This window comes from Corynebacterium riegelii (assembly GCF_001263755.1).
GTDB classification, from domain to species: Bacteria; Actinomycetota; Actinomycetes; order Mycobacteriales; family Mycobacteriaceae; genus Corynebacterium; species Corynebacterium riegelii.
On sequence record NZ_CP012342.1, the window covers coordinates 1,738,325 to 1,760,831 of the forward strand.

Annotated in this window: 23 protein-coding genes and 1 pseudogene; 11 read left to right on the forward strand and 13 right to left on the reverse strand. The window is 57.5% G+C overall.

From position 1 onward, the window contains the following. Positions 1–54 precede the first annotated feature (54 nt). Positions 55–1,308: an ATP-binding protein gene (locus AK829_RS08455; RefSeq protein ID WP_052205455.1), complete on the forward strand. Its 1,254-nt coding sequence runs from the start codon at positions 55–57 to the stop codon at positions 1,306–1,308. Positions 1,309–1,427: 119 nt separating this feature from the next. After that, a complete protein-coding gene (locus tag AK829_RS08460; protein ID WP_052205456.1) occupies positions 1,428–2,078 on the forward strand; it encodes a copper chaperone PCu(A)C in 651 nt (216 codons plus the stop codon). 118 nt (positions 2,079–2,196) lie between these two features. Here AK829_RS08460 and AK829_RS08465 read toward each other — a convergent pair whose 3' ends face one another. Then, complete coding sequence (locus AK829_RS08465; protein WP_052205457.1) at positions 2,197–2,415, reverse strand: hypothetical protein; 219 nt, start codon at positions 2,413–2,415, stop codon at positions 2,197–2,199. 386 nt (positions 2,416–2,801) lie between these two features. Between AK829_RS08465 and AK829_RS08475 the strand changes: the two genes are divergently transcribed. From AK829_RS08475 to AK829_RS08490, 4 genes are all read left to right on the forward strand, one after another. After that, the gene (locus AK829_RS08475) at positions 2,802–3,461 is read left to right on the forward strand and encodes a hypothetical protein (protein WP_052205459.1); all 660 of its coding nucleotides are present in this window, start codon (positions 2,802–2,804) and stop codon (positions 3,459–3,461) included. 88 nt (positions 3,462–3,549) lie between these two features. Next, the gene (locus AK829_RS08480) at positions 3,550–8,499 is read left to right on the forward strand and encodes a DEAD/DEAH box helicase (protein ID WP_052205460.1); all 4,950 of its coding nucleotides are present in this window, start codon (positions 3,550–3,552) and stop codon (positions 8,497–8,499) included. A 306-nt stretch (positions 8,500–8,805) separates the two neighbouring features. After that, positions 8,806–9,114, forward strand: coding sequence for a type II toxin-antitoxin system RelE/ParE family toxin (locus AK829_RS08485; RefSeq protein WP_052205461.1), 309 nt, complete (start codon positions 8,806–8,808; stop codon positions 9,112–9,114). Then, on the forward strand, positions 9,111–9,404 hold the full coding sequence (locus AK829_RS08490; protein WP_004009166.1) for an addiction module antidote protein: 294 nt from the start codon (positions 9,111–9,113) through the stop codon (positions 9,402–9,404). The genes AK829_RS08485 and AK829_RS08490 overlap by 4 nt, the downstream gene beginning before the upstream one ends. Here AK829_RS08490 and AK829_RS12795 read toward each other — a convergent pair. Together AK829_RS12795 and AK829_RS08500 are read right to left on the reverse strand one after the other, a co-directional pair. Next, positions 9,401–9,880, reverse strand: coding sequence for an IS3 family transposase (locus AK829_RS12795; RefSeq protein ID WP_157045335.1), 480 nt, complete (start codon positions 9,878–9,880; stop codon positions 9,401–9,403). The two genes, AK829_RS08490 and AK829_RS12795, sit on opposite strands and share 4 nt — an antisense overlap. 2 nt (positions 9,881–9,882) lie before the next feature. Next, positions 9,883–10,206 (reverse strand): transposase, encoded by a 324-nt coding sequence (locus tag AK829_RS08500; protein WP_052205463.1) that lies wholly within the window; start codon positions 10,204–10,206, stop codon positions 9,883–9,885. Positions 10,207–10,407: 201 nt separating this feature from the next. On the opposite strand from AK829_RS08500, the gene AK829_RS08505 reads away from it, so the two are divergent. Both AK829_RS08505 and AK829_RS12245 read left to right on the forward strand, forming a co-directional pair. Next, the gene (locus tag AK829_RS08505) at positions 10,408–11,184 is read left to right on the forward strand and encodes an ATP-binding protein (protein ID WP_052205464.1); all 777 of its coding nucleotides are present in this window, start codon (positions 10,408–10,410) and stop codon (positions 11,182–11,184) included. 115 nt (positions 11,185–11,299) lie between these two features. Continuing rightward, positions 11,300–11,440, forward strand: a complete 141-nt coding sequence (locus AK829_RS12245) for a hypothetical protein (protein WP_232305709.1) — start codon at positions 11,300–11,302, stop codon at positions 11,438–11,440. Here the strand turns inward: AK829_RS12245 and AK829_RS08510 are convergent, their stop codons facing one another. Then, entirely contained in the window at positions 11,441–12,670 is a 1,230-nt protein-coding gene (locus tag AK829_RS08510) for an MFS transporter (RefSeq protein WP_052205465.1), read from the reverse strand. Positions 12,671–12,761: 91 nt separating this feature from the next. Between AK829_RS08510 and AK829_RS12680 the strand changes: the two genes are divergently transcribed. After that, positions 12,762–13,439 carry a TetR/AcrR family transcriptional regulator gene (locus AK829_RS12680; RefSeq protein ID WP_070462451.1) on the forward strand — a complete coding sequence of 226 codons (678 nt, stop codon included), beginning with the start codon at positions 12,762–12,764 and terminating at the stop codon, positions 13,437–13,439. A 248-nt stretch (positions 13,440–13,687) separates the two neighbouring features. On the opposite strand, the gene AK829_RS08520 is transcribed toward AK829_RS12680, so the two are convergent. The 4 genes and pseudogenes from AK829_RS08520 to AK829_RS12800 form a co-directional block, all read right to left on the reverse strand. Further along, positions 13,688–13,867 (reverse strand): hypothetical protein, encoded by a 180-nt coding sequence (locus tag AK829_RS08520; RefSeq protein ID WP_052205466.1) that lies wholly within the window; start codon positions 13,865–13,867, stop codon positions 13,688–13,690. Between the two features lie 440 nt (positions 13,868–14,307). After that, entirely contained in the window at positions 14,308–14,445 is a 138-nt protein-coding gene (locus tag AK829_RS12515) for a type II toxin-antitoxin system VapC family toxin (protein WP_141758925.1), read from the reverse strand. Next, a complete protein-coding gene (locus AK829_RS08530; protein WP_052205468.1) occupies positions 14,446–15,591 on the reverse strand; it encodes an ImmA/IrrE family metallo-endopeptidase in 1,146 nt (381 codons plus the stop codon). It lies immediately after the preceding gene. Between the two features lie 385 nt (positions 15,592–15,976). After that, positions 15,977–16,204: pseudogene (locus tag AK829_RS12800) on the reverse strand (glutaredoxin family protein); the annotation flags it as partial. Between the two features lie 387 nt (positions 16,205–16,591). On the opposite strand from AK829_RS12800, the gene AK829_RS08540 reads away from it, so the two are divergent. After that, a complete protein-coding gene (locus AK829_RS08540; protein ID WP_052205469.1) occupies positions 16,592–17,806 on the forward strand; it encodes an ATP-binding protein in 1,215 nt (404 codons plus the stop codon). Between the two features lie 54 nt (positions 17,807–17,860). Here AK829_RS08540 and AK829_RS08545 read toward each other — a convergent pair whose 3' ends face one another. Next, on the reverse strand, positions 17,861–18,274 hold the full coding sequence (locus tag AK829_RS08545; protein WP_269745043.1) for an arsenate-mycothiol transferase ArsC: 414 nt from the start codon (positions 18,272–18,274) through the stop codon (positions 17,861–17,863). Positions 18,275–18,283: 9 nt separating this feature from the next. After that, complete coding sequence (arsB, locus tag AK829_RS08550) at positions 18,284–19,363, reverse strand: ACR3 family arsenite efflux transporter (RefSeq protein WP_052205470.1); 1,080 nt, start codon at positions 19,361–19,363, stop codon at positions 18,284–18,286. Between the two features lie 82 nt (positions 19,364–19,445). Between arsB and AK829_RS08555 the strand changes: the two genes are divergently transcribed. Beyond that, complete coding sequence (locus AK829_RS08555; RefSeq protein WP_052205471.1) at positions 19,446–19,793, forward strand: ArsR/SmtB family transcription factor; 348 nt, start codon at positions 19,446–19,448, stop codon at positions 19,791–19,793. Between the two features lie 28 nt (positions 19,794–19,821). On the opposite strand, the gene AK829_RS08560 is transcribed toward AK829_RS08555, so the two are convergent. The 3 genes from AK829_RS08560 to AK829_RS08570 are packed head-to-tail and all read right to left on the reverse strand — an operon-like array spanning position 19,822 to position 22,402. Further along, entirely contained in the window at positions 19,822–20,298 is a 477-nt protein-coding gene (locus AK829_RS08560; protein ID WP_052205472.1) for a carboxymuconolactone decarboxylase family protein, read from the reverse strand. 51 nt (positions 20,299–20,349) lie between these two features. Further along, positions 20,350–21,042 carry a potassium channel family protein gene (locus AK829_RS08565; RefSeq protein ID WP_052205473.1) on the reverse strand — a complete coding sequence of 231 codons (693 nt, stop codon included), beginning with the start codon at positions 21,040–21,042 and terminating at the stop codon, positions 20,350–20,352. After that, positions 21,035–22,402 (reverse strand): TrkH family potassium uptake protein, encoded by a 1,368-nt coding sequence (locus AK829_RS08570; protein WP_052205474.1) that lies wholly within the window; start codon positions 22,400–22,402, stop codon positions 21,035–21,037. Before AK829_RS08570 ends, AK829_RS08565 begins: the two co-directional genes overlap by 8 nt. Positions 22,403–22,507: the final 105 nt, after the last annotated feature.

Genomic DNA, 22,507 nt, shown 5'->3' on the forward strand with positions numbered 1-22,507 from the left:
GAACCGTTGCAGAAGCGGGTCTAAAAGCGTTGCAAAAACGGGTATAGTGTTGGCATGTCCTACCATCCAAGGGTTGCTGACCAGCAATTACAAGAACTTCTTGCTGTTATGGGCGGAGTTCTAATTGAGGGACCACGAGGCTGCGGAAAAACATCTACCGCACTTGAGCAATCGAAGAGCTCTGTGCGCCTTGACAGTTCACCTGAACTACCCCAGTTAGCGGACCTGAACCCTGCCGCAATTTTGAATGGACCGACACCCCGTCTGGTCGATGAGTGGCAATTGGCACCGTCACTGTGGAATGCGATCCGGCATGAAATTGATGATCGCCGTCAGCGTGGCCAGTTTATCCTTTCCGGTTCAGCAACTCCCTCCGAAGATACAACGAGGCATTCCGGTGCCGGCCGGTTTGGAAGAATCCGCATGAGGCCGATGAGCCTCGTTGAAAGTGGAGCGTCTTCAGGTGCCGTTTCGCTGGCTTCGCTTGGACCACAAAGCAAGGTAAGTGCGGTATCAAAACTGAGCTACAACGACCTTGCGGAAGAAGCTGTTCGTGGTGGCTGGCCTGGGCTGCTAGGGGCAAGCGCACGTCAGGCTGTTATGTTCAACCGCTCGTACCTTGAAAACACTTACACGGTGGATATCCCCCAGGGCAATGGTGTGCGGCATGATGCGCTGAAGGTTCAGCGCCTGCTTGAATCGATTGCTCGCAATATCGCAGGAGAGGCAACACTTCGCACACTGGCGGCAGACATTTCAGGCCCCGATTCTTCTGTGGACCCAAAAACCGTTTCCGAATATCTCGCCGCCCTGGCCCGTGTATTCATCTTGGACGAGCTACCTGCGTGGAGTGTGGCATTGCGTTCCAAATCTCGCCTACGCACTTCAGCAAAGTTGCATCTTGCAGATCCAAGCCTTGCCTGTGCCGCGCTGGGCATCGGCACGGAAAGGCTGGCAAATGACCCTGAGTATTTCGGACAGGTTTTTGAGTCCATGGTGGTGCGTGACCTTCGCGCCTTGGCGTCGGCAGAATTCGGCCAGGTGTATCACTACCGTGACAACACTGGGCTAGAGATTGACGCCATTGTTGAATACCCCGAGGACGGCAAGTGGGGCGCATGTGAAGTCAAGCTTGGGGCCCGACAGATCCCCCAAGCAGAGGAGAATTTGCTGAAGCTTCGCGACGAACGCGTCGACACCGAAAAAGTCGGATCCCCCTCCTATCTCGTCATCATCACAGGAACCGAATACGCATACACGCTGCCAAGTGGTGTGCATGTCATCCCGCTCGCTGTCCTCGGCGCCTAGCCCCCCACCGTCGGGGGTAGCCAAAGTTTCCGCCCGGGAACTCCCCCGCGCCGCCATCCGACTAATTAACAACCACCCGGAACCGATCCGGGACCGAAACTACGGAGGAAGCTGTTTTTATGAAGCGCCCTGCACTTGCACTTGTTACCGCCGCAACGATCGCTCTGTCCCTGACCGCATGCTCCAGCGACAACGCTGACACCGACGCAGCGGCTACCACTGCTGCTGAATCTTCGGCAGCCACCGCGGCTGCGACTTCGGAGACCACGGAGGCGTCGGCAAGCACGAGCGCTGCTGAGAAGGAAGAGGCGATGGGCGAGAGTGAAGTCCACCTGCATGACGGCACCATGCGCGCGAAGGCTGCCGCGGACGCTGAGGGTGGCTCCACCATGACCGCCATCTTCGGCGTGTTGGAGAACCACCGCGATGAGGACGTCACCCTCATCGGCTTCACCACCTCCCTGGGCGACGCAATGTACGAGATCCACGAGGTAGTCAACGGCGTCATGCAGGAGAAGCCGGGCGGCATCACCATTCCGGCTGGCGGCCAGGTTGAGCTGAAGCCGGGCGGCGAGCACCTGATGATCATGGGCTACGAACCGGAGATCGCCGCCGGTGAGACCGTCGATGTGACCCTGTTGCTCTCCGACGGCACCACCGCCGAGGTCAAGGACGTTGCCGTCCGCACCATGCTGCCGGGCGATGAGGACTACGGCGACCTGGGCCACGGCGAGCACGGCGGCATGGACCACAGCGAGCACAAGCACTAGGGCTTTTTCGCTTATCGACGCCACCACGCGCACCCCGTAAGGACGCTCCACCAGCACCCTTACGGGGTTTTCTTTACCATTAGGCCAACAGTCTCTTTCGCTTCAGTGACGCGGTGGATTACCCTTCAGGGTTTTGAATCACCACGGGTTCTACTTTGAAACCTGGTGACCCATAATCAGCGACCCACCGCAGAAACGGAGTTACACGCTCGCCAGGCCGCAGGCCCAGTTCAATGTCCTCAATCGCAAACTGGGCGGCAAGGATCTCACCAAGATGCGGCGGCCTCTCCAAAACGAGGCCCTCGAGCGTCGTATTTTCTTTGTAGGTAAAACGCATGGGTCTCATTCCTCAGCGAAACATCGACGATTCTGCGCACCATCCTAGCTTTGCCAGCTCTACCGCCATGCGTACCCATGTCGGACGTGATGCAAGGTTATTTAAGAGCAGGATCTGACTGTGTTCGTACACTTCATCCCACGCTTCCTTGCCCTTATACTCTTACGAAAAGGAATCGAGAATGGAGGTGCCATGAGAGAAGTTGCAGCCCCGATCCGCCGGACTGCGGAGGATCTAGATCAAGAACTTGCCAGTTTGAAAGAACAGATGGCTCCTCTCTCCGTTGAACATCTCCGTCGCTTGCGAGATGCTGGCGCGATTGAGTACGAAGAAGAGCGTCTTTTAGATAGATACGACGCCTGCATGTGGCTGCGGTACGGAGTAGCGTGACATCGCGCACTTCTCAGAGCCTTGAGCGTGCGGTTCAAGCGTTTATGTTTCAGACCGTCCACCTGCTGGAGACAACGCTGTCAGGCTCCTCCCCAATCGATGCGGAAATTCTTGCTGACGGAGAGCGGGCTTTCGTAGAAGGAACACATCCCGTAACAATCGCCCATTCGGGCAGCGACCGTCTCGTCCTCCGTTACGAGTACTTGATGCGTCTGGACGAACAGTTAGGGCAGCTTGAGATAGAGAAAAGTACGTTCAAGATCGAGTTCCGCGCACTTAAGAAACCAGTTCCCGTCGTACGCTTCGAATACGAGTCGCAAGCTCGGAACAAGCCAAATTCACACTTCCAATTCCATGCTGATTCAGTCCCGCTCGGCTTGTTGCTCGCCCGAGCAGGAAAATACGACACTGCCGCGCAGCAGCAGGATATCCACTTTCCTATGGGCAGTTCTCAATTCCGGCTCCATCTAGCCGATGTCATCGAATTGTTGATATGTGAGTTCGGAGCTGCGTCCGAAAAAGGATGGAAAGAGTCTGTCGTTTTACATCGGAAGCACTTCTACGAGTCAGAGGTAGACAACATTATCCGTAGCAATTTGACTCGTGCTGCGGATTTGCTGAAAGAGTCTGGCTATAAAGTCGAAAATCCCCAATGAGGCTCTGAACCGAATGAACTGCTCCCCTCCGGAGTTTTTCTTTCCCCTTACGCCAAAAGCCCCGCGCGTTCAGGGCAGAATGTAGCGCATGTCCTCATTCGGTGAAGTCCTCGATCAGCTCCGCGATAACCAGCCTCAGGGCAAGTACGGCATTGCGTTTGAGAAGTTGATGGTCAACTTTTTCCAAACCGATCCGGTACTCTCCGCTGAGTTTGATGAGGTGTGTCGGTGGGATAAGTGGCGCTACAACGGCGGCCAAACGGATACCGGTATTGACCTGGTGGCGCGCCGGCGTGATGACGGTAAGTGGGTTGCCATCCAGGCGAAGTTTTACAAGCCCACGACCAGTATTCAAAAGCAGAACATCGACTCGTTTTTTGAGGCGTCGGGTCGGTCGTTTGAAACCGAGTCTGCAGTAGAGCACTTCGCGCACCGCTACATCATTTCCACAACCGATAAGTGGTCGAAGCACGCCGAGGCTGCGCTAGAGAACCAGCAGATTCCCACAAGCCGTATTGGTTACAGCCAGATCGCGGAGTCCCCTGTGAACTGGGATGTGGTGTTCCCTGGTTCGGAGATTCACTTCAACCTGTCGCGCCGTGAGACGTTTGAGCCGCGTCCACACCAGCAGGAAGCAATTGACAAGGTCATGGATGGTTTCCGCACGCATGACCGGGGCAAACTAATCATGGCCTGCGGCACGGGCAAAACGTTCACGGCATTGCGGCTTGCAGAACGCGTGGCAGAGGACAACGGCGGCCGCGCACGCGTGCTGTTCCTTGTTCCTTCCATTGCTTTGCTTGCGCAGACGCTGCGGGAGTGGACTGCGCAAGCCCACTTGGATCTGAAGAGCTTTGCGGTCTGCTCGGATAACAAGGCCAGCCGCCAAGCAGAAGATATTGCTTCCTATGACCTTGAGGTGCCGGTGTCCACCAACGGCAAGGACATTGCGGATCGCTTTGCCTCCGGTAGGCGCGCCAAGGGGCTGAACGTGGTGTTTTCCACTTACCAATCACTACCCGCGGTGCATGATGCACTGGCGGAAGGCCTGGATGACTTTGATTTGGTCATCTGCGATGAGGCTCACCGCACAACTGGTGTAACGCTTGCGGGTGCGGATGAGTCGAACTTTGTGCGTATCCATGATGCCGACTACATCCAGGCTGCGCGCCGTTTGTACATGACCGCAACGCCACGGCTTTTCGACGACACCGTAAAGACCAAAGCCGAAGAACACTCCGCCGAAATCGCGTCCATGGATGATGAGGCGATTTATGGACCGGAGTTCCACCGCCTGGGCTTCGGCGAGGCCGTGGACAAGGGCCTGCTCACTGACTACCGGGTCCTGGTCATGACCGTGGACGAAGACGTTGCCGCAGAGGCCATGGCCCGCAACACCCAGGAGGGCATGAATCTGACCACGGCATCCGCGATGATCGGCGCGTGGAATGCCTTGGCTAAGCGCTCCGGAAAACTGCAGGGCGCCAAGGGTGGCTTTGATGAAGGTGCTACTCCGATGCGGCGCACCGTTGCGTTTGCGAAGGACATTAAAACCTCCAAGCTGATTGCAAACACCTACCCGGGGCTCATTGCCAGCCACCAGGAAACACTGCGCGAACACGCCGCGACGAATGACGTTTCCTTGCACAACGTGGATCTTTCCGTTGCCGTCCAACATGTGGATGGCGGTATGAACGCCATGGAGCGCGGCAACAAGATCTCCTGGCTGGAAGCCTCGATGGATGAGGAAGAAACCCGCATCCTCACCAACGCCCGCTGTCTATCTGAGGGCGTGGACGTGCCGGGTCTGGACGCCGTAATCTTCTTCAACCCGCGCAACTCCATGGTGGATGTGGTGCAGTCCGTGGGCCGAGTGATGCGTAAGTCTGAGGGTAAAGACTATGGCTACATCATCCTTCCCGTGGCAGTGCCACCGGGGAAATCCCCTTCTGAGGCATTGAATGACAACACGCGTTTCAAGGTGGTCTGGCAGATCCTCAACGCGCTTCGCGCGCATGATGACCGTTTCAACGCCAAGGTGAACTCGATCTCGTTGAACGAGAACGTGCAGGATGAACTGCCGATTGTTGTGGACCCAGTGACGGACCCGCGTAAAGATAAGGACGCCAAGGCCGAACTGGATAAGCAGGATCAGGTTGCCGGCTTTGACTCGAACGAGCTCACCGCCCAGCAGGTTGCGTTGTTCTCGCTCGAGCAATGGCAAGAGGCGATCTACACCAAGCTGGTGGACAAGGTAGGCACCCGAACCTACTGGGAAGACTGGGCCGACGATGTCGCGGTGATCGCAGAAAGCCAGATCACCCGAATCAACAAACTCCTTGAAAACGCCAGCCCGACACTTCAGCAGGAGTTCGAGCGCTTTGTTGAGGGCCTGCGCAACAACCTCAACGACTCAATCTCTGAAGTTGAGGCGATCAGCATGCTCTCCCAGCACCTGATTACCGCCCCGGTTTTTGACGCGTTGTTTAGCGGTCACGATTTCGCCGCGCATAATCCGGTCTCCCAGGTCATGCAGCGCATGGTTGACGCCCTCGACGATAGTGATCTGGATGCTGAGACTGACTCGTTGGAAAAGTTTTACGCCTCGGTGCGTGTGCGCGCTTCTGAGGTCACCAGCGCGTCCGGGAAGCAGCAGGTGATCAAGGAGCTCTACGAGCGCTTCTTCCAAAAAGCGTTCAAGCGCGACGCTGACAAGCTGGGCATTGTCTACACCCCAGTCGAGATCGTGGACTTTATTCTGCGCGCTGCCGATGACGTGTCGAAGAAGCACTTCGGCCGCGGGCTTACGGACGAGAGCGTGCACATCCTGGATCCGTTTACGGGCACCGGCACGTTCATGGTTCGCCTGTTGCAGTCCGGGTTGATCGATCCGAAGGATTTGGCCCGCAAGTACGCCAATGAGTTGCACGCGACCGAGATCATGTTGCTGGCGTATTACGTGGCGGCCGCCAACATTGAAACGACGTTTAACGCGTTGCAGGCTGAGGCCGCCAAACGCTGCGAAAGCGCACCCCCCCCCCGTTATGTTTCCTTCGAAGGCATCGCGCTTGCCGATACGTTCCAGATCCACGAGGATGGCGACATCCTCGACCTCACGGTATTCAGGAACAACAACGAGCGCATCGTTCGGCAAAAGGAAGCCCCGATCAATGTCATCGTGGGCAACCCGCCGTACTCGGTGGGGCAGACGAGCGCGAACGATAACAACGCGAATCTGAAGTATCCAACACTGGACGCACGTATCGCGGAGACGTACGCGGCGAAGTCAACGGCGACGAATAAGAACTCCCTGTACGACTCATACCTGCGTGCGTTCCGGTGGGCGACCGACCGAATTGGGGATCAGGGTGTCGTGGCGTTTATTGCAAACTCTGGTTGGCTTGATGGCAACACCAGCGACGGTGTGCGTTTGTCGATGGCTGAGGATTTCACGGACCTGTACGTGTTGAACCTGCGCGGTAATTCTCGGATGGCTGGCGAACAAGCCAAGCGCGAGGGTGGCAATGTCTTCGATATTCGGGTTGGCGTTGCCGTACTGATCGGTGTGAAGGATCCTTCGAGGACCGGCTTCCACCTGCATTATGCGCAGACTGCTGATTATCAGAAGCGTGAAGAGAAGCTGGCGTTTGCAGAGAATGCCTCAGTTGATCAGATTGAGTGGCGTTCAATCACTCCGAACCAGCACGGTGACTGGTTGAACCAGCGCAGTGATGAGTTCGCAACCTGGCCGGTCATCGGCGAGAAGAATCAAAATGTGACGACATTTTTTGACGTCTATTCCGCAGGCTTAAAAACTGGCCGTGATGCGTGGTCGTATTCTTCTTCAACCGCCCAACTCGTAGAAAACATCGGAACGCACGTTGCGAACTACCGCCAAGCGCAAGACCTGTTGCGAAGTGGTGGGTTCGAGGAAAGTAAGCGGGGTGTCGATGCACTGTTTGCCCAGCATCCTGCGTTAGTCGACAGCACGCAAGGTTCATGGAACGTCAACCTGAAACAGGAGTTAGCCCGCGGAACAGAGATTACGGTCAATACCGACCGTGTCTACACCTCGTTGTACCGCCCGTTTTTCAAACAACGTAATTACTTCGCGAAAGAATTGATCGATAGACAGTACCAGTTGCCGTCGATGTTCCCGACGCAGCAGCACCACAACATCGGGTTTGATGTGATGGCGCCACGCGAAGCGGTTCCTTTTGCACTGTTGGCTACCGATGTACTCCCGGATCTTTCGTTCTTTACTTACACTGCCCAGTTCTTCCCCCGTTTCACCTGGGAGTCCGTGGATGCTGAAGATGGTGGGCTGTTTGGCGAGGGGGCGTCGATAAGCGAGGGCGAGCCCTCCATTTATGGGCAGGTCGGTGAGGTCGTTGCGGGGTATGTGCGCAAGGACAACATCACTGAAGCGATCAAGGCGCTCTACCGCGACGCGCTGGGTGCCGATGTCACTGGTGACGATATCTTCCACTTTGTCTACGGCAAGCTGCACGACCCGAACTATCGGGAGGCGTACGCGGCGGATTTGAAGAAGATGCTGCCGCACATTGAAACGCCGGGAACGCGTGCGGAGTTCGACAAGTTTGCGCGTGCAGGCAAGGAACTGATGGACCTGCACGTTGGGTACGAGGATGTGGAGCCGTACCCGCTGGATATCGCGGTGAAGGGCGACGAGTCCGACCCGGAGACCTGGCGTGTGCTGAAGATGAAGTGGGGGCGCAAGAAGGACCCGGAGACGGGAAAGAACGTCAACGACGTGACCAAGCTGATTTATAACAAGCGCGTCGCCATCACCGGCATTCCGGCTGAAGTCGACGAGTACATGCTGGGGTCACGCTCTGCGCTGGCGTGGTTGATTGACCGCTACCAGGTGAAGAAGGACAAGTCGTCCGGGATTGTCAACGACCCGAACGATTGGGCCGACGAGGTAGGTAACCCGCGCTACATCGTGGACCTGATTGGCAAGGTCACGCGCGTGGCGATGGAAACGGTGCGGATCGTGGAGGGGCTGCGAGAATAACGCCGTTTGGTTCATTGACAGTTGAGGCTCGAGAGCGTGGCTTCATCACGGATGATCGAAAAGCGGTGCGGTGGCCCCTCAGTCGCCAGGTTGACCTTGAACACCTCACCGAAGATCCGGGCCGTAGCGGACGTGTCATCCACCTCGACCTCAACTCATCAACCGCACCCTCAAGTCTGCATGCGTCTTTAGCGTCTTTAGACGCTTCCCTGGCGTCATCACTAATCTCCAAACCGAAAGCAGAGTCAGCCATGAGAGGCGTATCCCCCACTTGAGCTATGTAGCTTTTAGGCTACACTTGGGCGTGTGGAGATCATTTCCAGCAACTTGTTTGACGCCTGGTTAGGTGAACTAAAAGACAAACATGCTCAGCGGCGCATTTTGTATGCAATAGCACGATGCGAAGCACACGGAAGAATGATTGGAGACATCAAACCCGTTGGCGAGAAGGTTAGCGAGATGAGATTTCATTTCGGGCCCGGCTATCGGGTGTACTACACCCGACTAGGCGCAATAACGGTTTTCCTGCTGGCCGGAGGAGATAAATCCAGCCAGGATAAAGATATTCGAACCGCTCAAAAGCTCGCACAACAGGTAAGGGAGGAACAGTCGTGAAGGAAGTAACATTTTCAGCGTTCGACGCAAGCAAATACCTCGATAGCCAAGAAGCAATGAACGATTACCTGGCTATCGCACTCGAAGACGGCGATACGAAAACCGTACAGGTGGTTTTGCGTGACATTGCAAGAGCACACGGCATGAGCCAGCTCGCTAAAGAGACTCAACTCAACCGTGAATCCCTCTACAAGTCACTATCAAAAGACGGTAACCCGTCCTTTGCGGCTATCACGAAAATCATGAAAGCCCTGGGACTCAAAATAACTCTCGCTACACAAAATGCCTAGATACCTACTGGAATCACATCACCAATAAACCAAACGTGTCTCTGCTCAGTCCGTCCGGCCTCTATCCGCCGATCAGTGGTGGGTCGCGGAGCCTGCGACCAGGCCCGTTGAATACGATCCGGGAAACGCTCGGCGGAGGAATCAGCAACGGTGGTGCGTGTGGTCTTGCGTCGGAGTACACCCGCGATTCCAAGGATATTCATGAGGCGTTGCACCTGGTCACGGCCGATGTTCCAGCCTGCCCGGTGGGCGGCTTTCCATAGTTTTCGTCGCCCGTAGACCCGCCGATTGGCCCGCCACAGCTCAAAGAGCCGGTGCGCGGTGTAAGCCTCATCCAGCTCGGCAGGGGTGGGCCCGAAACCACGGGCCTGGAAGCGGTAGAACGTTGCTGGTGAAATAGCGTATTCATGCTCATTGAGCACGCGGCACATCCGCTCGATGGAATACAGGTGCCGGTGAGTGCGGAGGAAGTCCACAATCACTTTAGTTTGCGGTCGAGCTCCGCCTGGGCGAAAAAAGCTGAGGCCAGTTTCAGGATCTCGTTGGCTTCTTTGAGCCGGGCATTTTCCTTGCGCAGGGTGATAAGTTCCGCGTCTTTCTCGGCATCGGATTGCTCGACGGCGGCGTCCACCTTCTTCTCTTCTGTGCGTACCCAGTTGCGGATAGTCGATGTTTTGATGCCGATGACAGCTTCGACAGCGCGTAGTGCGGCTGCCTTGGATGAAGCGCCGTCAGCGAGCTCCTCGAAATACAGGCGCACCGCCCGCTGGCGGGTCTCCTGATCGTAAGGGCTGATAGCCATGATGTTCCTCCTGTGTTACATCATGCCCTCTCACCAACCCAGGCCGGTTTAATCAACCCGCCCGACAGGCCATGATCTGCCAGCCATAACACCGCCTGAAACACCACCGGTGGAACACGCACGCGATACCCGCGGCGCATATCTGGGTGGGTCTGCCCAGTTCAGCATGGAAAATCTCACGAAGAAAGGACCCCTACAGTCATGACACAGCCACAACCAGCATCAGCATCAGCGCGCTTTCCTGATGAATCGATCCTGCCTGTCTTTACCGATCTACGTATGACGGCTTTTGGCCGAACCGTGATTGATATTGCAGCAGATCCCATCTTCGACTCGTGGAGCTTTTCTGACAAAGTGCTCTACGCGCTGGATAAAGAAGTCGCGGCCAAGCGTGAACGACGAGTCAACAAATTACTCAAAGCATCCCGATCGCCAAATCTCGATGCGTGTATCGAAGACATCACCTACACACCCGGCCGCAACCTCAACAAAGAGCAAATCACCAGACTCGCTCACTGCCAATGGTGCCAAAAAGCGCAAAGCATTGTCATCCTCGGCAAATCATCCGTCGGCAAAACATACCTGGCCCAAGCACTCCTTACCGCTGCGTGCAGAAACGACTACTCTGCCCGTTTCTTCCGCACAGACACCCTGGCCAACCAGCTGATGGTGCTACGCCATGATGACACAGCACGCATGGAGTTTCTTCAAGACTTACACCTGGCAGACGTACTCGTGCTTGATGACTTCTTAACAACGCCGATTGATGCTGCCACAGCACACCAGCTGCTCAACATTCTTGCTGAGCGCGAACACCGGGGCTCAACCATTGTCACCTCCCAGTTCACACCCGATGAGTGGTACAAGTCCATCCCGGATGCTGTCATCGCCGAGTCGATACTGAATCGGCTTGTCGCTGGCGCTGAGATCATCACACTCGAAGGACCAAACATGCGCCTCGAAGCCAATACGCAGTAGCGGCTCATAGTCAACGCCCGGGTGTTACCCGATACCCACCCGGGCGTTACTGGATACTCACCACAGCGTTACTAAATCCGTGGTCCTAACAGCTATCGCGTCCCCATTCGTGGCCATGTCTCAGTCGTTTAGCAAGCAGGCGAATACGCTCTGGTACGAGATTTTCGATGTCGTCAAAGACAACTCGCTGGTGGACTACTCGGGGCCGACTCCTGCGGATAGCGTGATGGAACGGCTACTTCAGGCACGTTCATAGTTATTGGCGTAGTGCGGGTACGGTGTGGGCGTAGATGACGACCACTGCAATCAAGGCGATACAGACGGCGAAGGGTGCCAGCGGGTTCCACCCGTAAAGGGCGGTCGAAGCCAGCGGGGCAATCGCGTACGCCAACCCATTATTAGCGTTGATGATGCCAGCCACTGCGCCTTGCTCATCTGCACTCATCTTCAAGGTTGGGCCAGTGTTGTACCCGGGCATCGCCAGTCCCATACCTACCCCCAGCACGATACACCCGACAACCAGTAAAGCGTGCGAGGAGGTAGGCCAAATGAGCACAGTTGCAACTAGTGTAATGGCCAGACCAGTACGTAAAAGCTTCGCTGCTCCCCACCCTGTCTTTGGAGCAATCACCGCTTGGGCAATGATCATGGTCACGCCCATGATGGTCAGGTAAATCGCGGAAATACCTGCGGTCGCAGTTGCCGACAGGGCGAAGCGGTCTTGGACAGTGAATCCAAAAATCGTAGCAACAGAAGAAAACACAAGAAACATCACCAGACCAGTTGCTAGCCAGGGAGCTACACGCGGATCAGTGAAGCGAATCCGTTGAGGCTTTGCAAAAAGTTGCCCTCGGCTTTGAGGTGCGAAACTCACCAAGAGAACAACCAGACCAATCACCATCACAACGGGCATGACCACCAAGGGCAAGAGCAGGCCACCAGCAGCGGCTAACACACCTCCAGTAACACCTCCAACAATGGAGGCCATCCCTTGAGCCGCTCCAATCATGCCCAGTGCTTTTACCCGCCCGTTCTCGCTGGCAGCATGCGTGACCAGGTGGGCTTGCGCGGTCGGGGCGATCGCTGAAATCCCTCCACCATAGAGCAAACCACGAGTGATCACAACACCAAAAACTAGTCCGACACCGCCAACTACCTGGTTCATCCCCAGGTAGGAGACAATACCGAAGGCGCTCAAAGCGATGATCGCGATCACAAGCCCGGCCGCGAGTACACGTTTAGCGCCGACACGTTGGGAAGCTCGCCCCCAATAAGCACTCAAGCTCGCTAGTACAATCGCTGCCAAAGAGATAGTGGCGCCAATATGCCATTCCCGCAATCCCATCTGTCGTGACAGTGGCGCGATGATCGGATTGAGAATCATTTGCCCCATAAAGGCGAGAAAAACGATTCCCACTACCAGGTTCGCTTGCGCTCCTGGATCAATAGAGCTCTGTGTCGGCTTATTACTACGAGGGTCGGGCATCACTACACTCCATTACTAGAACACTGTTTCACTTAGGGATATTGTAGAATGGTGTTCTAGTAAGGGTCAAGGAATAAGTTAGGGTCACCTTATGAACACTGTGCTAACGGGGCGAAGGGCTGGGCTATCACGCGAGCTGATTGTCAAACAAGCTGTACAGTTAAGCGCGATCAGTGGCGTTGAGGGATGGTCAGTACGGGACATTGCCCGTGAACTGGGCGTGGTTCCCTCAGTGATTTATCATTATTTTCCAAACAAGGAAGCCATTTGTGATGCTGTTGTAGACCGGGTATGTGTCGGGATTGAAGTTCCCGACCCGGACCTTGAATGGAAAGCCTGGTTTCGAGCTATGGCTCACAATCTACGCCCCGCATTGTTAGCATATCCGGGGATTACCGACAGGTTCGCGCGGGGCAAGTTCACCGAACAGTTTTTGCCGATGATCGATGGAGCCTGGGCCAAACTACAAGAAGCTGGGTTTGGTGACAATTCGCCTGTGGCCTACACAATTATCGCGAACTCGATCATCCACACGATCGGAGCGAGAAACCTGCGCGCATCCAATCAAATCCAGCCTCGCCACAACCTGCACGAAATGCTTGTCAGGCTTGAGCCTATGATGGCTCAATCTGTTGGACTGACCAGTATTGTCAACTCTTACCTGGAGCCTCTCTCACACCCTGATGAAGAAGAAGCGATGTCCGAGGAATACTACGACCTCGTCATCGATGTGATCCTAGACGGCATCGAACACACCCTGCTGCCTTAACTCTGACCCACTTCTCAATCATCGTCTTAGTGAGCGTCCGCACAGCTGTGTACTTCAACACAGCGGATGTAGCCCAGTTGATAAGCCGGGTCAGTTCACGTTCACCCCTCGCGTTCTCATGGTCACGGAGACGGTTAAGTAGTTCTTCCTGATACGGATTATTCATGGTGTGCCCTTCATCCAGGTATGGGTAAAGGGAGCCAAGGCACACACCCTGACCCCCTTCGCTGCCTGCTACGGGCTAGCGTCTACTCGGTAGCACCCGCCGTGGTCGGCTCCACCACATCCTGTTCAGCCGTCGCCAGCACCTCCGGGCGGAACACGGAACCGCCGTACACCTGGAGGCCCGTAATCGCACGGGTGAAACGGAACGGCAGCATGGACGATTCCGCCACCTCCGTGATCTGGTAGCCGAACGCGGTAGCCATCGGGTGGCCCGCAATGACACCTCACGGCCCGCCACCGTCGGCACCGTCGGCGCGGAAATGATGCGGAACCCGAGCAGGCGACCAATCTCACCGTTCAAGAGATTGCTGTTGTTCACTGCCTTGCCCAGGCGCTCGTCGTACAGCAACGCCGATTCCATCTCGGGGCCAACCATCACGAAACGGTCAGTCTTCGGAACCGAAGTGGCGTTGAGTTTCTTACGCAGCGCCACCAGCGTCTTGTACGCGTCCTTCTTCTCAATGTCGAGCGGGAGGGTGCCCACCTTGTTGGAGTTCTTCACTCCGTCCTTCATGAGCTTGCCGATGTAGGTATCGACCTGCTCGGACATGCCTTCCACTGCCTCGCTGACTGCCCCCGGCTTCACGTCCAGAGCAGACTGGACGGAAGATACCAGCGGAATCTTGAAGTTAAAGTAATCGCCCTAGTCGATCTTGAACTTGCGGTCGCCGAACTCAAGGTCTTCAACAACCATGTCTTCGGACTCGTCGTACGATTCAAAAATGTCTCGCGGACGGTGATTGAACGCACCGATCACGATATTCGTATCGATGAGGTACACCTATGCGACCTCCTGCATACGAGTAACCGCATTCTTTAGCGTCGCAGTCTTTGCAATGCCCAGTTGGCGCGAAGCTTCCTCTTGAGAAATTGCGCCATCTGCATATGCGCCGGTTACAGTGTCCAAGAACCGGCCACCCAGCCGAGACTTCAACGTGACGAAGAAGTCACCGCCTCCACTAACAATCGGAGGCGTAGGGTTCGAGGGACGTTGCCGAAGGAATTCCTGCACTTGTGGTTTGCCAAGGCGGCGCTGCCCCACAAGGGACCACAGTGCCGTATCCGCGCTTACCCGGTACGCATCGTATGCCCATTCAGTGATGCGTTTCAGATCGGGATTTCTGTCCCATTCCTGCAACAACGCATGCTGCGGCAGAAGCAGGGCAGCTGCAAACCTGTTACACCATCGCTCTACATCGTGATGATCGTTCATGGCTCCAGTGAGCCCTTCTGCAGCGAGTAGTACGTGGCCTAGCTCGTGAGCAAGGCTAAAGTACTGCCCAACTTTGTAATCACTGCCGTTGATGAAGATCAAGGGGTAAGCACCATCGAGCAGTGTGAAAGCACGAAACTCGTCGATGTCGAGTTTGCGGTGGTTGTTGTTTCCAAGTACGGAGTTTCGCATCACCAAGACACCGCAGTGCTCAATTGCCTCCGCTAATTCCAGCACATTCTCTCGACCAGTAGCCGCCCTGCCTGGCTTCCATCCAGCATCGGCGAGCTGAGGAAGTAATGCACGCACGGCATCGTCCGGGTTATCACGTAATGTCCATTCGCCACCGAAGCATGGGGGCTCAATGCCTTCTGCACGAGCAAATTCGGCGTACCAACCCAAACGCCGCTCACAGGCGTAAATCGTTTCCTTCAATTCCGGGCTGAACTCGGTTACTTTCTTACTGTCTACGGTGCGGAAATCTGGAAAATCCGGTTGGTCATCCGTGGGGTCGTCGAGAAGCAAGTATCCAAACGGGATACAAGCAAGCGATGCCAAGTGCTGAGCCTGACGCAGCGTCGGGAATACCTCCCCTTCCAGCCATTGCCGGACCAACCGAAAATCGCTTTTTTGGGCAAGTTCTTCAACCGTGACGCCGGTCCGCTGTATGGCCCAACGCAACGTCGATGCTGCAATGTCGACTCGAACAGTCATCACTCACCTCCCGCTAGTTACGTAGTTTTTACCTTAGCGAAGGAGCCCAACAAACATCTCCGGGGAGCTACAGCTATCAAATTGATACAAACGAGTTTTCATGCCTGCGGAACTAGCCTCGCTCATGCTAGGGTTCATGTCAATCGTTCAGCCCGCCTCCGAGCCAAGCTCAGAGTGTGGGCTGGATTTCTTATTGCAATCTGGCGGATCCCTTCGTACTCCGGCATCGCCCGCACCGTCACCGCGCTGACCTGAGTTGGTCGACGGGAAGGGGTCGATGCGAAGCTCGGCCCCACCCCCGGAGTGCACTGCTACGCCCGTCATCGACGGACCGGGAACGAACATAACAACATAAAAACGAAAGAACCCCCAGCGTTGGAAAGAGGAGCTCGGCTTCAAGGTCTGCGTTGTCTACTTCCCAGCAGGCAAACTCCTCCCCATCAATGACGACAACCGGCACGCGATCGCCGTATTGGGCGGCGTTGTCGGGGTCCAGGTCGACGTCGACAAGCACTAGCTCCGTGTCACACTTCTCCACCACCGGAGCAATCTGCGCCTCCACCCGCTCGCACGAACCGCACGTGGAGCGCACCATCAGCTCGACCGTCTTCATCGCAACTCATCTTCATCGTGAAGCGTCCTGGGTTCCGTTCCGCTTACTAAACACCCAGCATCTGCACGTACGGTGCACCGTTACCGGAAGCGGTGTAGACCGTGGCACCGCCCTCACCGATCGCGATCGCGCCGACCGCGTCACGGTTGCACACCATGGCTCCGGCCCCGCCACCGCCACCGGCACCCCGTCCGGACCGGAGCTGAAGGTGTTCGCGCGTAGCAGGGGTGGCTCGTGGACGTGTTTATCGATGGGTTGCGGGCGCAGGTCGAAGAGGCGTCGTAAAGCAAAGGCCCACAATGCACTGGTGGCCTGCTTGGCCCGGATTTCGGGTATACCTGAAACTATGCTCAATTCCGGCGTGAATTTCAGGTATATTCGAAATCTATGAGAGTCCTGCACCCACGGCAGCAGTACCTGGATAACCTGCTGGCAGTCACCGATAACGACTTCGTGCGCATCATCACCGGCGTGCGCCGCTGCGGAAAATCGACCCTCCTAGAGTTGTACCGTCGCCACCTGCGCGAGCACGGCACCCCGGAAGACGCCATCATGGTGATCAACTTCGAGGACCAAGCCAACGCAGCGCTGCGGGAACCGAACGCTTTCCACGATGCCGTCAAGGAACGCATCGCAGCCGGCCTGCGCTACCTCCATGTCGATGAGGTGCAGGAACTGGAGGATTGGGCGCGCGTGATCAACTCACTGCGGCTCAATGAGCAGCTGGAGATCTGCGTGACCGGCTCCAACGCCTCCCTGTTCGTTGGCGAGTCGCTGACCTATTTGGCGGGGCGCTACATCGAGATCCCGATGCTGCCGCTTTCCCTGGCGGAGTTCATGGAGTTCCGCTACTCGGCGGACGAGCGACCGGGCCTTGATCGCGCGTTTCAGGAGTGGGTCACCATCGGTGGCTTCCCCGCTACGGTGCAGCTCGCGGACCCGGTGGTGATTCGTCAGGCGAACTCCTCACTCTTCGATTCCATCTTCACCCGCGATATTTGCCTGCGCAGCCAGATCAGGGACACCGACGCTTTCCTGCGCGTGGCCCGCTTCCTCTTCGACAACGCCGGCAACCCGGTGTCCACGAATCGCATCGTGGGCCACCTCAAGCACGAGGGACTCAAGGCGTCGAGTGAAACCGTGGACCGCTACCTCGGCCTGATGTCGGACGCGCACCTTATTTATCAGTGTCGGGATTACGACACGAAGGGCAAGCGGTGGCTGAGCACCAACGGCAAGTTCTACTTCGTCGACCCGGGGTTGCGCACCGCGCTGCTCGGCTCCCGCGCGTTCAACTTCGGCCACGACCTGGAGAACATGGTCTATCTGGAGCTTCGCCGCCGTGGCTACCAGGTTTCCACCGGCAAGGTACCCGGTGGGGAGATTGATTTCATCGCCAATGACGGTCAGCGCACGCTCTTCGTCCAGGTGGCGCTCACGGTGGCTGAGCCTGCAACGCTCGCGCGCGAGCTCGCGCCGTTCGATACCCTGCCCACCGGGTCCCGCTGCGTCCTCGTAACGACGGACCGCTTCGCCCCCGACACCGGCAACGTCTCGTGGCGCGACGCCATCGAGGTGCTGGCGGGCGCGGCGCTAGACTAGCGCTTCGTAACAAAGCTACTGAAACTCCTACCCGTCGCCCCCCCCGCTTGGTAGTTACTGCCCCAACATCTCGTCGATAAGCGCCTGCACGCGATTGTCAATGTCGTCGCGCACAAGACGCATGCGCTGCATGCCTTCGATGCCGCGGAGCGAGGGTTCGTCGGTACGCCAGCGCTCCAGCGTGCCGCGGGCATCGTCGGGCATGTCCACCTGCGCGTCTTCGCCGAGCACCACAACGCGATCAACGCTGCGCAGCAATTCCGGATCGATAGGTTTGGGCGTGCCGCGCGACATGTCGGCGCCGGCCTCTGCGATCGCCTCGACCGATTCCAGGTTCAGCGACGTGCCAGGATTGGTACCAGCGGAGTGGATGCCGAGCTGGCTACCCGCGTGCTTCTCGGCGAGCGCCGCCGCCATCTGGGACTCTCCGCCGTTGCCGACGCACACAAACAAGACTGAGGGCCTCACAACGTCTCCTTAGGACAACTTGGGCAAGGTGGGATCGCCCGGGAACAGTTTCGGCCCGACCCCGCGCATGAGGTAGACGAGCCCGACGAGGATAGGGATCTCAATAAGCGGCCCGATGGTGCCCGCCAACGCCTGGGCGGAGGTGGCACCGAATGTGCCGATGGCCACTGCGATGGCCAACTCGAAGTTGTTGCCAGCCGCGGTAAAGGACACGGACGCGGACTGGGCGTAGCCCATCCCGGATGCCTTGGACACCACGAGCGCGATAGCGAACATGCCGACGAAGTAGCACAGCAACGGAATCGCCACCCGTGCCACCGTCCACGGTTGCGAGAGGATCTGGTCGCCTTGCAACGAGAAGAGCAAGACGATTGTGTACAGCAGGCCGATCAGCGCAAGCGGGGAGATCCGAGGTAGGAAGGTGTTTTCGTACCAGTCGCGGCCCTTGGTGCGCTCACCGATGATGCGAGACAGCAGTCCGGCGAGCAGCGGGATGCCCAAAAAGACCAGCACGGAGGACACGATCGCCCAGAAGGAGAACTCTACCGAGGTGGTCTCCAAACCCAGCCAGCTCGGCAGGATTTGCAGGTAGAACCAGCCGAGCACCCCGAACATGACCACCTGGAACACCGAGTTGATGGCTACGAGCACTGCGGTGGCTTCACGGTCGGCACAAGACAGGTCGGACCACACCAGCACCATGGCGATGCAGCGAGCGAGACCGACGATGATCAATCCGGTGCGAAGCTCCGGCTCATCCGGCAGGAAGATCCAGGCGAGCGCAAACATGAACGCGGGGCCGACGATCCAGTTCAAGATGATGGACACGGTCATGAGCCGTTTATCGGTGGCAATCTCGCGGGTCTTGTCGTAGCGCACCTTGGCCAAAGGCGGGTACATCATGACCAGCAGGCCGAGCGCGATCGGCAGCGAGATGCTTCCGACTTCGAGACTCTCAAGTGCGCCCGAAAGTCCCGGAACTGCCCGGCCAAGGGCAAGGCCCGCCGCCATGGCGAGCATGATCCACACCGGCAGGAAGCGGTCAAGAAACGACATACGCTCTACTGGCTGCGAGATTGTGTCTTCCATCTGGAATCCTTATCTATTGACAGCATTCAAAACGGACACTAGGTCTCATATTTATCACTGTCAATATAACGAGGTAGGAAGCATGAGAGATTACGTCGCCACCACAGAAAACACCGACCTCGACTGCTGCTCGCTGGGCTCCGGCTTGCTCTCCGAAGACGACGCGACGCGTTACGCGGACCTATTCAAAGTTTTAGCGGACCCCGGCCGGCTACAACTTCTCTCCAGAATCGCCGAAGAGGGCTGCGAACCGATGAGCGTGAACGAACTCACGCAACGCTCCGGGCTAAGCCAACCGACAGTTTCCCACCACCTCAAAATGCTTACCGAGGCCGGCCTCCTAGAAAAGAGCCGCCAGGGCAGGACGGTCATACACCGGCTGCGCCCGGAGCTGTTCGAGGAACTTCGCACCGTGCTGCAGATGGACTGAGACTAACGGGGCAGGGCTTCAATGTTTGTCATTCATTACCGAGGTCAAACGCGTCGACTCGTGAAAGGCTTCGTGGATCCATCCGGGTGGTGATGGCTATGCGGTTCCACGCGTTGATTGCGACAATCGCCATCAATACGTTTCGTGCTTCCTTTTCGCCGAGCTGCTCCTCGACGTGATCCCAGAGTTCATCCGGAACGGAGCTCTCGCCGTTGATTCTCGTCACTGCATCGGTCAGTTCGAGGACGGCTCGTTCTTTTTCGGTGAACTGTTCACGGTTGTCGATCCAGTTCTCCGCCTGCGAGACGCGTTCCTTGGACCAGCCGTCTTTCCTTGCGTCGCGTCGGTGCATTGCCAGGCAGTAAACACATTGGTTCAGCGCGGATGCACGAAGTTGGACGAGGTGTGACGCGTCCTTTTCAACCCGTGCACGCACATAGGTTTCCAGGCCCAGCATCGGAGCGTAGGCAACTTTGGGGATCGGCTTGCGGGGTGTGTTCGACATGCCACAACAAGATACATCAACTCCCCCGCACCGCGGCCAGCAACAGCGCAACTACAGCTGCGAGAACCGCTCCAGGTCGTCGGGCGCACCGGCAAGCACGACCAGGTCAGAGGCGGTCAGTTCCATGCCTGATGCAAATGGGCGCCACTGGCCCGACCCGGTACGCACTGACACCACTTGCACGCGGTGTTTGTCCCAGAGACGCGAGGCGTCGCAGGGCTCGCCGATGAGGGGGCGCGGCGGGACCATTTTGATCACGCCGTAGTTTTCGGCGAGTTCGGCGAAGTCCTGGAAGCGTCCGCCGAGCAGGTGGGCGACGCGGCGACCGGTGTCGTGCTCTGGGCGGATGACGTGGGCGACGCCGAGGCGTTGCAGGATGCGGGCGTGGGATTCGGAGTCGGCTTTGGCCCAGATATCGGGCACGCCGAGATCCACAAGGTTCGAGGCGGTGAGGATAGATGCCTCGAGTGCGGAGCCGATACTGATGACGGCCCGTTCCACTTCTTGCACGCCGAGTTGGCGCAGGGCTTCGGGGTCGGTGGTGTCGGCCACGATGGCGTCGGTAAGCAATGGTGCATGCTCGCGCACGAGTCGCTCATCAGCGTCGATGCCGAGGACCTCCACGCCGTGGTGGGTGAGTTCGTGGGCAAGCGCGCCACCGAAGCGACCAAGTCCAATGACCACAACCGGCGGGATGTCGATGCGTTGTTTGCTCCGAAACAGGGAGCCGGGGAAGTTAGCCAATGAACGGCCTTTCTACTGGGTAGTCGTACCTGCGCACGACGTTACGGGTGGCAAGCGCCGCCACGAGGGTAAACGGGCCAATGCGCCCGAGGTACATCAAAAGACACAGCACGAGTTGAGAGGGCGTGCTTAGCAGCGAGGTAATGCCCGTGGACAGTCCAGTCGTCGAAAACGCGGAAATGACTTCGAAAATGACCTGGTCGGCGGTGAATTGTGGGTCGAAAACGCGCAGTGCCGCCACGCCGAGGGTGACCGCAGTAACGCCTGCGGCGGCGACCGTCATGGCCTGGCGGACCACCGACTTTGGGACGGTTCGTTTGCCCACGGTGGTCTGGTCACGCCCAGCAAACTCAGCTGCCATAGCGGCAAGCAGCACAATCGCGGTGGTGAGTTTGATACCGCCGGCGGTACCTGCGGAACCACCGCCGATGAACATGTAAATGTAGGTGACCATGAGCGTGATCGGGTGGGCGTCGGCGTAGTCGATGGAATTGAACCCGGCGGTACGCGGGGTGACGCCGCTAAAGAACGCGTTGAGCAGCTTCGTGCCGGTGGCCATGCCAGACAAGAGCCCCTGCCATTCCAGCACTGCGATAAGCAACGTCGCAGTGAACACGAGAAACGCGGTACCTGTCAGCGTCATGCGGGTGGTCACCGACAGTCGCCGGGAACTCACCGGGGTGCCGTGCACCATGCCACGGATGCGCTCACGCAGGCGCGCCATGAGTTCGGAGAGTACCGGGTAGCCGAGTCCACCAGTCATGAGCGCGCCCGCCAACGGCAGCAGAATCCATCCGTCGGTGTGATACGAGATCAGACTGTCCGAGCGCAGCCCAAACCCGGCATTGTTGAAGCCGGAAATGGCGTGGAAAATCCCCTCCCACGCCGCACGGTGGACAGGCATGTCGTAGTGCAGCAAGAACCGGAAGAATAAAACCGTCGCGACAAGTAGCTCGAACCCCAGCGTGAGCAGGAGCGTTGCAACGAGAGTGGCGCGCACCCCGCCTTCTAAAATTGGCCTGCCTTCCGCTGCTGTGGAGTGGCGCGAGCGCAGGTTCACCCGGCCGGTCAACAGCATGCCGGTGAGCGACGTGATGCTCATGATCCCTAAACCGCCAACCTGGATCAGGGCAAGGACAATCACCTGGCCGAAGAGGTTCCAGTGACCACCGGTGTCCACCGTGACAAGACCTGTCAGCGTCGTCGCAGACGTTGCTGTAAACAACGCATCCATCACCGGTGTTGCGGTGCGGTCGGCGGAGGCGAATGGCATACACAACAACGCGGTGCCACTGAGAATGAGCAGGATAAAACCGAGTGCGGTCAACCGCGCCGGTTTGAACCACCTCAAAGAGGCCATAGTGTTCACCGACGAAAGTTTACTCCTACTGCGCTACCGACTGCGACCGAAACAGTTGCACATCCTCGTCGGTATACGCCGCGGCGATTTGGGTCTCGGCGGACT